Here is a 12,191-nt window from a genome sequence, read left to right as displayed (position 1 = left end):
TCATAAATGTCTGTTGGCGAATACTACTATCTTCGCCACATGCATAAAAAGCATTTTCATTTTATCCGGAAACTACAGATTGCCACTGCAATGGTAGCCGGAATCATGATTATTGGCATTGCCGGATTTATGCTCATAGAGGGGTATAGTCTGAGCGAATCGATTTACACTACCATCATCATTTTATCTACTGTAGGATTAGGTGTTGTACATACGCTTTCAGATGCAGGACGATGGTTTGTTGTCGGATTAATCATCATCAGTATCGGAACCTTTGCTTATGCCATCTCCCTGATCACCTCCTATATCATGGAAGGGGAATTACAACGCTATTTCAAATATAAAAAAGTCTTGAAAATGATTAGTAAAATCGAAAACCATGTTATTGTTTGCGGGTTTGGAAGAAATGGCAAGCAAGCCTGTGATCAGTTATTGGCCCACAATCAGACTTTTGTTGTAATAGAGAATGGCGAAAAAGCATTACATGATCTCCGCGAACAAGCCAATTATCTTTTCATTGAAGGCGATGCTACGCGGGATGAAATTCTTCAGGAAGCCGGCATCGAAAAGGCCACTGCATTGATCACCACCTTGCCGGTGGATTCTTCCAATGTCTTTGTCGTTTTGACGGCACGGGAACTAAATCCTGAATTAAAAATTATCAGTCGTGCATCGGAAGATACATCTGAAAGAAAACTGCGAAGGGCCGGCGCCAACAATGTCATCATGCCGGATAAAATCGGAGGAACGCATATGGCGGCATTGGTCACACGGCCCGATGTACTTGAACTTATTGATCATATTACGGGCAGAATAAATATCCGGCTGGAAGAAATTCAATGCAACAAACTCAAGCAGGAATTAAAAGGTAAATCATTAGGCGAATTAAATATCAGGAACAAGACAGGTGCCAGCATCATCGGTTACAAAAATGCTTCCGGAGAATACATCATCAATCCCGGACCGGATACATTGATGCAACCCGATTCGAAATTTTTCGTATTAGGGAGTGTAGAGCAAATTGAAACCTTGCTGCAAGTTTTAGCATAAGTCAACCTATGTTTCTTTATGCATTTCATCCTCCAAAGCACTAAACAGTATTCATGAAAATTCTCGTAACAGGTTCTAACGGCTTACTCGGACAAAAACTGGTGTATGCCTTAATGCATCGCAAAGACATTACTCTTATTGCTTGCGCGCGAGGTGAAAACCGTATTCATTTGAAGGAAGGATACATTTACGAAAGTGTTGATTTAAACAACCCACAGCGGGTAGAGGAAATTATCCATACCCATCAACCCCATTGTATCATCCATACTGCGGCCATGACCAATGTGGACACTTGCGAATTGGATCCCCCGGCCTGCAGGATAAATAATGTTGATTCCGTAAACACTTTACTAGTTGCAGCGAAAAAGCATAAGTCACACTTCATTTACATCAGTACTGATTTCGTTTTTGACGGCACTTCCGGACCTTACAGGGAAACAGATCCTATAGGCCCCTTAAGTGTTTATGCGCAATCCAAAGCTGATGCTGAGCAACTCGTCATGGACAGCGGACTTCCATGGACCATACTGCGCACGATGATCATTTATGGAGTGACGGATGATACTCAACGCTCCAACGTTGTACTCTGGACAAAAAAATCACTTGAAGCGGGCACTGACATCAATGTCATCAATGATCAATACCGCGGACCTACCTTAGCGGAAGATCTTGCCGAAGCCTGTATAACCGCCGCGATGGATAAAACAGAAGGCCTTTTTCATGTTTCGGGAAAGGAAGTTTTATCCATTCTTGACATCGCGTATAAAATTGCCGATCACTTTGGGCTGGATAAAAAATACATTCATCCGATCACAACAGCCTCTTTAAAGCAACCGGCTTTACGTCCACTGAAAACCGGCTTTATCATTGATAAGGCTACCAAAGAATTAAATTTTCATCCACATACACTGGAAGAAGGATTAAAGATTGTAGAGGAGCAGCTCAGCAAAAAGCAGGTGATTTAGAAAATAATAGTGTTTCACTATTGTCCACCCATTCGATAGCCGATATTGATTCCCACTTCAAACATGGCTGATGTTTTCTTATAATCAGACAATACTGATCCATGCGTAGCCACGGCGGGAGAACCGTTATACTCCACTCCGTTATCCCGTTTGGTAAGGGTAAAATGGCGGGTACCCAATCCACCATACCATTCGAGAATAAATCCTCCACCCGAAAATCTGCCTCCATAAACAAACAGGAAATTCAACTGTCTCTCTTGCTCTTTCAATTCTGATTTTCCGGAATACTCCAATTCATTTGAAGGCAACAATGCATCGGCTCTCCAGTTATACTTACGGTATTCAAACTTCAATCCGATAAACGGAGCCTGAGCCGATACCATAGAGGAGAATGCCAGGCGAGGCATTACACTAAAATACCAGCCACTTTTCGCTTTGCGGTTATCATAATCGTAGAAGAAGTCTTCAATATCGCTTTGGTTCGGCTTATCCCAATAGGGCGAATTAAATGATCTCGAGAAGAACCCATTACTCTCCTCCGTTGTGGCTGTAGAGAACAGCAGATTTTTTCGGGTCACACCAATCCCAAACTCAACCGATGCATTGGGAGAAAATTCCGGTTGAAAATAGATACCATGCAGCCCTGAAACAGGATCCAGGATATTGTATTTTATAGACAGGGCAGTAGCAAAATCAGCCGTTGGCGACACCACTGTTGTTGGAGCACCGACAGGGTTGACGGGGGTTTCGACTTGAGCAAAAGCACTCATTGAACTCAAGTATAAAACCCACCCCAACAAACCATTTTTCAATAAATACAATTTACATTCTGACACTTTCATCTTAACAAAATTAGGTAGTATTATTTAAAACTTCAAAAAATATTCATTAAAAGCAATATTGATTTATTTTTATTCACTACTCATCGCATCACCACCAACTTTTTCCCCACTCTCTCATACCCACTTTTAATTACACAGGTGTACACTCCATTACTTAGCTCCGGTAAGTGAATATACTGCAAGGTACTCCAGAGCGGTAAATTCATTTTATACACCAACTGCCCTGTTATATCATATACTTCAAACAGGCCGGGTTGGTTTTGAGGGAGCAAATACACTAATTTTATACTACCATCATAAGTAGGGTTAGGTGAAATCCCAAACCTGAAATCATGCCCTTGCTCAGGTAAACCCACACTCAGGCTATCACAAATACTTCCTACTAACGGACCGAGGTTGTAATTAGGATGGTTGGGGACAGCTCGTAATTGTGCGTACCCAAGGTTTATTGCATGCTGTTGAACATCACAGGCAAGACCAGCACTGTCGGGATAGTTCATTTCGTGCAAATGCTGAACTCCACTACCACTGGTGATATATATTTTTCCGTTTGCGGCTAGATACATATTCCAGAAGGATGTGGCGCAACAGGTTTGCCCGGGAGGAGAAATAAAGCCATCGTAGTTGGCTACTGTGTCAACTGTCAGGCTATCCGTGTTAATCTGGAAAATTCGTGAACTACTACAAGCATAAAATAGATTATTTATAGGACTTTGACAAAGCCCCCATATTAATTGACCATTGGTAACTTGAAGTGTTTGAGTATTTGAAAAAATTCCAGTACATCTATTAAAGTCCGAAAAAACTACGAAACTATTTATTGTAGTTGTATCGTATGTATTATATATAAATTTTGTTCCATCTAAAGAAAAGGTTGGTTGCGCTACGTTATACCAAGGTTTAGGAAGAATAAGATGTTGCGTATTCATAAGAGTTAATCCCAAAGGCGTAAGAAGTAAAGTGTAAATTATATCACTATTATTTTTACTAGCTACAATCCACCAATCACGACCGTTTGCATGTTTGCAAGCCCCTATACCCCAATTCAATGTATCTGATAAAAGTATTTGATTTTTCACTGTCACCCCACCTAATCCATTATCAAGTGACATATCTATAGTACTATTATAAATTTCATAAGCAGGATAGGAATATCCATCAAATGTGGCAGAATGATGAATTAATAAATATTTTGTTGAATCTCCAGGAAAAGGAATAAACATTGCATTACTAGTCATCGGCAATCCGAAAGCCCAGTTAGATGTTATTCCATTTGGATTCAATCCTGACCCATTCAACATCGTATCGTTGTTGGCATTGGCAATCCAAACTCCATTACTACTCATTAAAAAATTTCCTTGTGCATCGCAGATGGTGGCTTCGGTTCCCCAAAACACCATTTTTCTAAACTCAGGAATATGGGAAAATGAACTAGAATCGAACACAATTCTTCCTTTAGGGTCTTGCAAAAACAAATAACTACCCAACAACCACTGATGATTATAAAATCCCTGGCCAACAATTTGATTGCTGAATAAAAGCATAAATAGTAAGAGTTTTATTGTTTTTCTCATCGCGACATAATAAACTTTGAACTTACATTTATACCTTCACTATCGCGAACTAACACATGAAATAATCCATTGGAAAGAGAATACGTATTCAGATAATATGCACCTGAAGTAGAAGTGAACTTTTTCGATATAATTAATTTCCCGGAACTATCGTGTATTTCTAAATTATATTCTGAACCAATTAGCCCATCAAAAAGAAGTTGTAGTGAAGACGAAGCAGGATTGGGGAAACAGATTAGTTTTGGTTCTAAATTATTTTTACTATTCGGATTAGACATTCTGAAAATTCCTATAGTTGAACACACCTCTCCATCATTGTATTGCATACTGTCATTTACTTGCGAAATAAATATCATTGCTTTATGAACAACAGGCCCTCCAGATGAAGGGCATTGTACAGCGACCTGAAGAATATTTTCGTATTCCTTAATTATCACCGCTAATCCTTCTTTTCTATACCTGAAATGGACTTCATTGATATACGCTTCATTTGCATCAGGAATACCGGCGGGTGCAATTGTTTCATTTATGTTACGAGCGCCTAAAAATATTGAATCAGTTTTCAGAATTAACTGATCAACTGAGGTTGATATTGTATTTCTTAAAGTTGCAATTTCCTCTATTAAATCATCTTTAAGCATACGTAAAGCAGAAGAGGTATCGGTCTTTATCAATTGCGCTAAAACAATAAGACTGTCAACATAAACTTGGTATAAACTGCGGTTATTAACTATTGTACTTGATAGTAATGAGTCACTAACAGCCAACTCTCTAAGCTTTGATTCAACCTGATACAGCTTACCGATGGATGTGACAGATTTATCAGAAATAAAATCACTGTACCTGGTATTTGAGGAGGAGAGCACACTGTCCTCAATTAATTCTTTATATACTTTTTGCTGAGCAATTAATTTAGATTCCTCAATAAAAATACTGGTTACCGAACTGTCCTCAACCACCATCATGCGAAACTCTTCATCCCCCCCACCATTTAATAATGTTTGACAAGTCTCGTTGTGAATACAATCAAAATGACCTCCTGGATTTTGTGGTGAAAACCAATTCTGATCATTTACATAAAAAGGTCCTTGACTTGCACTATCCGGAATTACCGGATTGTGACCGGATACATTTTGGTTGGTTGTGAATAGACTATTAGATAAATTGATTGGTGGAAATTCATTCAAATTCACTGCACCAAAACCGCTTGAATATCTTGATGAGTCTTCCCAAACATTTCCATGATAAGCTAAAAGCGGAAGTTGTATAACTGGTTGTTGACCAATTATCGCTGCACTATTCAAATACAAGCCCGAATAACTTTTCCCAATATAATTCCCCTTAAAAAGGGTGCCGGTACATCCGGCGCCTTCAAAAAGATAAGCATAGCCAATACTATCTGATGAATTACACAGTAGCTTATTCCCTAAGGATTGTGACACTTTATAACCGTTTCGAAGGGTGTCATCATCGCCAAATCCCAATACATCATTACAACTCACGGTATTGTTTTGACCGGCTTCCACTAAAATACCGTTGGAAGTGGGAGCTGTAGAAATTGTTCCGGGAAATAAATTAATTCTATTGTAGGAAACTGTTGACTTGTCCAGATTGATCATTTCAATACCGGCCTTTCCATTTGTTACATCAATTTGGTTTGAAACAATGGTGCAATTAAAACTGCTTGCCGTTTTCAGCTCCTGAGCCAATATTCCTACACCACTCTTTTCACCGTCAATGGTTATTCGATTTGATTCAAAATTTTGATATAATCCTCCATAATTATCAAAAAGATAGATGCCATGATGGCGTGCATTGATTTCATTCCCGTTCACACCTGTTACGAGGTTATCCTTACAATGATATACGGTTACCCCATCGAACATATGATCCATAAAACATCCATAAACTGCTAAATTCGAATAGAAAGAATACACACCTGTTTGACAATAATCCATGTTTTTCAAAGAAGGATCGATGGGATGCACACGTAGACTGGAAGCCACATTATTGGCTGTATCTCCGATAATCACCACCGCACTAGCATTTCCTTTGGAATTGTAGAAATAAATGGCCCGTATACTGTCAAATGTACAGTTGTACACATTCAAATCACTTCTGAATCCCCTCACGCCAATATTCATATTGTGAAAAGTGTTGGTGCCATAACTATCATCACCAATACTTAACACAGCATCACTGACATCAACTCCCGCATAGGGAAGAACACTATCGTGCATTGGTTGTCCATGATAATCCGGAAGGAATGAAGATGCATACATTCCAAAACGAGCTTGTCTGAGATCAACTGTCCCTCCAAATAATGAGGGATAGGTGGGTGGAACTTTTATACCGGTTACCGAGTTGATGATCTCAGAATTGTTCATCAGCAGATTTCCTTTGGGCCCCAGATTAATCGCTTCATGGGCATCCTGAATGCTGTTGAGGTCTTCTAAAATCACTGTGCCGATATAATCTACGATGAGCCCTTGCCACATGGTGTCGCAGCCGGAGATGGTGGTATTGTAAAAATTGATCGTGTTACTACCTAACAAAACTATAGATGAGCCGGCCCTAGTTTTAATAATACAATTTTCGAAACTCATATTCGTGTCAACATAGAAAATGCCATCTAAGTAAATATGCTCATTTGAGTAAGAAGAACCATAAGATGTAGCTAAACCACCGTTTTCAAAAATAATGGTGGAGTCATTAATGCAAGGACTTATAACTTCTATGCAGGCATAGGCTGAGTCTAAATAATTATTCCCTTCTACCACCACCTTATTGAAACTTGAAGAATCATTACAATCAACATAGCTGGAAAAGTAACCTTCTACAATCAGTGTATCACACGTGTCGGCAGGTACATAAATCCATAGTGGCAGGGAGTCTGTCAACACAAATGAAGAAGGCAGGTATTCATAAATCACTACCGGCTGTATGGAGGAGTTGTTTCCGCATATTATTATATAAAATTCAACGGTATCGCCGGGAAAAGCAGGACTTTGACTCACCAGTTTCTCTACTGTAAAACAGTTGGAACAATGGCTGCTATCAATAGTGATGGCATTATTATGGGTGGCCTTGCTGGTATCCATATTGCCACAATAATCAATGGCATACAACGATATGGAAGGCATGGTATCACTTTCAAATTTGCAGGTCGGAATTACATTTACCCTCACCTGCAGGCATTCACCGCCGGAGAGCGCGCTGTCGCTTATTCCCACGGAATCCAATGCCCAGGCCTCAATGGGATAATATCCCAAAGAGTCGTTATAGGTCAATGGGCAGGTGTTGGAACCGGAAGAACTACAGGGCGAAGCAATAAATACATTTAATATTTCCAATGCATTTGGAATATTATCCAGTGTCACGAATAGTGGATATGAAAACCCTCCCTCTGTATTTTTAAAGTCCGCTTGGACAAGAATCGTATCACATAAAGAAAATGGTCCGGAGCTCAAGGGGGCCTTTCCAAAATTACCCAAATTGACATCTTGTGGGGAAATATCAAAACCAAAAGAATCTACGTGACAAAGTGAGGGATCAGGAACAAATGGAGTATCGGGATAGCTCGCACAGTTCCATCCCGTATAAATGGTGAAAGGGGTATTTTCCAATTCACAATTAACAAACGAAGCACAGAGTAATCCGGTAACAATGCGATCTACAGCAAACACTGTATCTATTGGAATTATACCACCAACGGGATATATAGTATCCTGGCCATAAAAAACCCAATTGTTAAGGTAAGGAAGTGTCAGCGTATCGGGTACCGCTATAAATACATGGGCTGCTTGAGTTGAATAGATACCATCTTCCAATACCAAATTATTTGTAATATACAATTGGGTACATATCCTGTTTTCAAATGCCGGAATATTCAATGGAGCAGCCTGAACCATTAAATTGGGACGATTTACAATCTTCACATTGGTATTAGCATTCGAGCCGCGGATGAGCTGTGGATTTGGGGAGCAGGCTGTTGAATCCACACAAGCATATCCTTCTGCTGTAAATAGGATGACCGCCATTGAATCATGTGTGATAAACACGCCTGTATCACAATCCAACGGGGTAAGGGTAAATTGCAGGGTCCGCTCCGTCATTCCCGAATGTACGTATAAATTTGTATCAGATGGGGCTAAAGGGTAAAAAATTTCTGAAAGACAATTTGCCCCGGGAAGGCTGTCATCAAATAGTATAAAGTTTCCGGTGGTATCAATTACGTCAAAAGAATGCCAGGGCAAGATTTTAGTGGAATCATTATGTCTGTATTCATGGCGAACCCGTGCTGAAGAAATATAATATCCAGGCGGTACATTGATTTCATAGGTCTCCGGCCAAAGTCTTGCCGGACGGTATTCAAAAGGATAAATATTTATGACATAGGGATAACCAGCTCTGACGGAATATGCTTTTACATTTAACAGTTTTGTACAACCGGGTCCATTCTCCATAAGCGTAAAGTTCTTGGCATCCTGAGAAAAGAAATAGTGAAGTCCTCCAAAAGTCTCACAAAAAAATAAATGATCATTCGTGAAAGTTGTATCCATTAAATCATAGGGTGGGACGCTATTTGTATCAAGTGTGATACCCAAAGAATCTCTTAGTATCGATACCGTATTAGCCATTTGGGCCACAGTTTCAAAAGCATTATAAGGCTGCTTCTTCCCGCTTAACCACATCTGATTTAAGATTTCTGATTTGATGCTTGTATTTTCAAGGGTCATGACATCGGCATTACCGGTTATAAAATTACCACAAACGGAATATTGTACCTTTAGCCGGAATCGCTGCCCCTCATAAAAGCCTTCAAAAGGAGCTAGCGAATCTAAAAAATCAGGATTATCAAGGTTACCTATAAGTTGAAAAGCAGAATCCACTGATCCATCAAAAGTAAATAATAACCGATTGGCATTTTGAACTGTATCCAGAAAGGTATACATAGCATTTCCGGATTTTGTAATATGGTACATGGTTCTGGTTCTTGCCGGGTCGAGAGCAAAACCGCTACAGTCGATGCAATTTGCATTGGTGGAATCAGTGAGCGTATCTATAAAAAAGGTGAAGGAAACCGGCACCAATTTCATCGTATCAAAGCCCGCAGGAATCAATCGGGACAACTGCAGAAATGGCAAGGTAAGTCCGACATTTTTCATTTGAAGATAGCTATATCCGTCACTGCCAGGATCCCCTTCTTGAAAAAAAGCTGAAAGTCGGTCTTCTATGGTATCACCATATGAGGAGTATAATAATTTTAGATTGTTTTTATTGGTGTTATACCAGCTAGTGCTCTCTGCAATTTGTGGCAACGATGTGTCTGCTATACCATCGTTATCACTATCCTGAATACCGAAACTGGTCCTGTGCATTTTATAGTCTTTGACAATCACCCCCGGGGCCAAACATCCCGGACAATGTTTAAAAATACGACTCTCTGCTGATGAAAGCGGTATCCAACTATTACAAGCTATGCCTGTACAATTGGGCGGTTGTATATGCAAAGTGTCTGTGTAGGTAAGTGCAATGCAGGAATCAGGATCAGGTATGACATAAAATTTTACATCGAAATCCACTGTTCCGGATGACCCACTGCAACAGGCCTGCAGAGTAAAAATAAAATCACCACCAGTTATTGCATCGAACATCAGCGTATCATTCAAATCAAAGTAAAAAACATAATCTCCTGCCATGCAGGTATCTTTTGGAATCAGGGTATGATAGAAGTCGGCATTTATGATTACTTTATTTCCACTCGCATTAAAATACTCAAAATAAACCTGATTCTCCCTGTCTCTGATAACCAGCCCTTGTTCACAATGAACAACTGCTTTTAGCCATCCCGATAATTTAAATTCTTCTGAACTATTACTACCAAAAAGCTGGTAATCATACTTACTGTTTACAATTTCCCTGCAGGTAATATTAAACAGTGAAGTATCTCCAAAAACGGAATCCTTTGGTACGCTCAAATCCGTCACTGTAGGTAAAAACTGAAGTTTAAGGTCCAAGTCATGCAAGGAATTGTACGGATTAGAATAGCTTACATTATTGACTGTGTCGGGAGAAACACTTACAGATTCACCACAAATAGTTTTACCTAATACTTTTAATTTCCAATGATTAAAGTACTTAGGTACATTTAATAATGCCTGATCATCTTCTTCGCCACATCGAACTGTAGTAAAGCTAATCCAAACCGTATCTTTTGGACTAAATGCTGTTACGACAGTACTTGCATTAAACAAAGCATCCGGTACTAATCCCGTACATAAAACAATATCTCGATGTGTAGTGTCAGTAGTTATCTGACAACCGCTACAATTTGAAGAAACCGAAAGTGAGGATCCGGGTATCAATGTTAAATGACCAAAACTTTCTGTATCGAAATAATTTAGAGAAATCTTAAGCGAATCAAGAGCAGCCATTCCGTTATTAGTGATGCTGTATCTCCAAAAAAGAACAGTGGTATCATTTAAACAGCTATGGTCATAAAAGGCAGTTTGCGGGTCCGGGTCAAGCCTATCCACTCTCACATTATGAACAGATGCATTAACTACATTGTACGTATTCACATATTCACTTAGACAATCGGTACAAAACAGACTGTCCGTTGCAGGAGGGATATTGCAATGCCATTTTAAAATGGCTGATCTTGTACAGGAATCATTGGTGCAAACCGTATCACAATAAATACATAATGTATCAAAGCTGAGTTGTTCAAAAATCAAGGTATCACCCGATGGTAAAACGGTGGTTGCAGCATCCCCCGGTACATATGGAAATGGAGTGCCATTTTTACCGATCTTATAATTTAAGGCCAGCATGGGTAACGCACCGCAATAATCCGATGCATCCGGGTAAAATCTAAAAAGAATATTCGCCGTACCGGAATTTGTGTTTTTATACATGAAATTCATGCGAACGGTATCAAGATAATTAGCCGTAAATCCTGTGACTGGTATCTGATACAGGTATGGTTTTAAAACGCTGATTGGAACTGAAGAAGCTCCGCTTGAATCTAAATTATATACAGCAAGAAGTGAATCCGTCCATGTTTGAAAAAAATTCAATGTAGTACTCGAACCGGACCCCTCCGGTATTACGGAACAATCAATATACACATGGTAGAACAGTTCACAGAACCCGGAGTCAATTGTGGCTGTCCAAGTGCCAGAGGCAGTATCTACATCAATATTAGTAACCTGAACAGTTGAACTATCCAATACAAAGAGTACCTGAGGAGGATTCCCCGCGGATTGACAAGAATTAACTGTTGGCCCATTAAAATTTAAAGTCAAGGCAATAGTGATTCGCCGCTCCTGCGTCAAATTAAATGCAGCTTTAAAAAGATTATCCGTGCACGATCCAAGCGAATTGGGTTCTGTAATCGAAACCGGTATTGTTTGCGCTGAAAAAGGGGCATTGAACAGAAAGCAAGTTGAAATGATAAGGGTGATTAGAAATAATTTTCTCATGGCAGAGCTTAATAAGTTTAATTTAAACATTACAACTTTAAAGGAACTGTAAGAATAGAGCTGAGAGTATTAACTCAAGATCAAAGAAAGTTAATACCCCAAATCAGGTTAGAGAACATTCAATTCTGCAGGTCTTAGCACGTAAAGGAGGGTAAAAATCGCAAAGCTATGTTACTGTAAAAGTAAGAGAAAAAGTAAATTAATGGCAAGTTATATCTAGAATTAATGTGAATTTAATTTAAAATTCCAAAAATAAAGTCTCATCGGTATAGT

At 39.4% G+C, this 12,191-nt stretch carries 5 protein-coding genes; 2 read left to right on the top strand and 3 right to left on the bottom strand.

The genetic code is table 11. From position 1 onward, the window contains the following. Positions 1 to 6 precede the first annotated feature (6 nt). Positions 7 to 1,050: a potassium channel protein gene (locus tag IPJ86_08335; GenBank protein ID MBK7887297.1), complete on the top strand. Its 1,044-nt coding sequence runs from the start codon at positions 7 to 9 to the stop codon at positions 1,048 to 1,050. 53 nt (positions 1,051 to 1,103) lie between these two features. Beyond that, positions 1,104 to 2,015 (top strand): SDR family oxidoreductase, encoded by a 912-nt coding sequence (locus tag IPJ86_08330; protein ID MBK7887296.1) that lies wholly within the window; start codon positions 1,104 to 1,106, stop codon positions 2,013 to 2,015. A gap of 17 nt (positions 2,016 to 2,032) precedes the next feature. Here IPJ86_08330 and IPJ86_08325 read toward each other — a convergent pair whose 3' ends face one another. The 3 genes from IPJ86_08325 to IPJ86_08315 all read right to left on the bottom strand — a co-directional run bounded on the left by IPJ86_08325 (position 2,033) and on the right by IPJ86_08315 (position 11,918). Further along, positions 2,033 to 2,785, bottom strand: a complete 753-nt coding sequence (locus IPJ86_08325; protein ID MBK7887295.1) for a hypothetical protein — start codon at positions 2,783 to 2,785, stop codon at positions 2,033 to 2,035. A gap of 152 nt (positions 2,786 to 2,937) precedes the next feature. Beyond that, positions 2,938 to 4,431, bottom strand: a complete 1,494-nt coding sequence (locus tag IPJ86_08320; protein ID MBK7887294.1) for a T9SS type A sorting domain-containing protein — start codon at positions 4,429 to 4,431, stop codon at positions 2,938 to 2,940. Continuing rightward, the gene (locus IPJ86_08315) at positions 4,428 to 11,918 is read right to left on the bottom strand and encodes a T9SS type A sorting domain-containing protein (protein ID MBK7887293.1); all 7,491 of its coding nucleotides are present in this window, start codon (positions 11,916 to 11,918) and stop codon (positions 4,428 to 4,430) included. The genes IPJ86_08320 and IPJ86_08315 overlap by 4 nt, the downstream gene beginning before the upstream one ends. Positions 11,919 to 12,191 lie beyond the last annotated feature (273 nt).

The sequence above is a fragment of the Bacteroidota bacterium genome (genome assembly GCA_016713925.1).
Taxonomy (GTDB): domain Bacteria; phylum Bacteroidota; class Bacteroidia; order AKYH767-A; family OLB10; genus JAJTFW01.
This window is presented reverse-complemented; position numbering and strand designations above follow the sequence as displayed.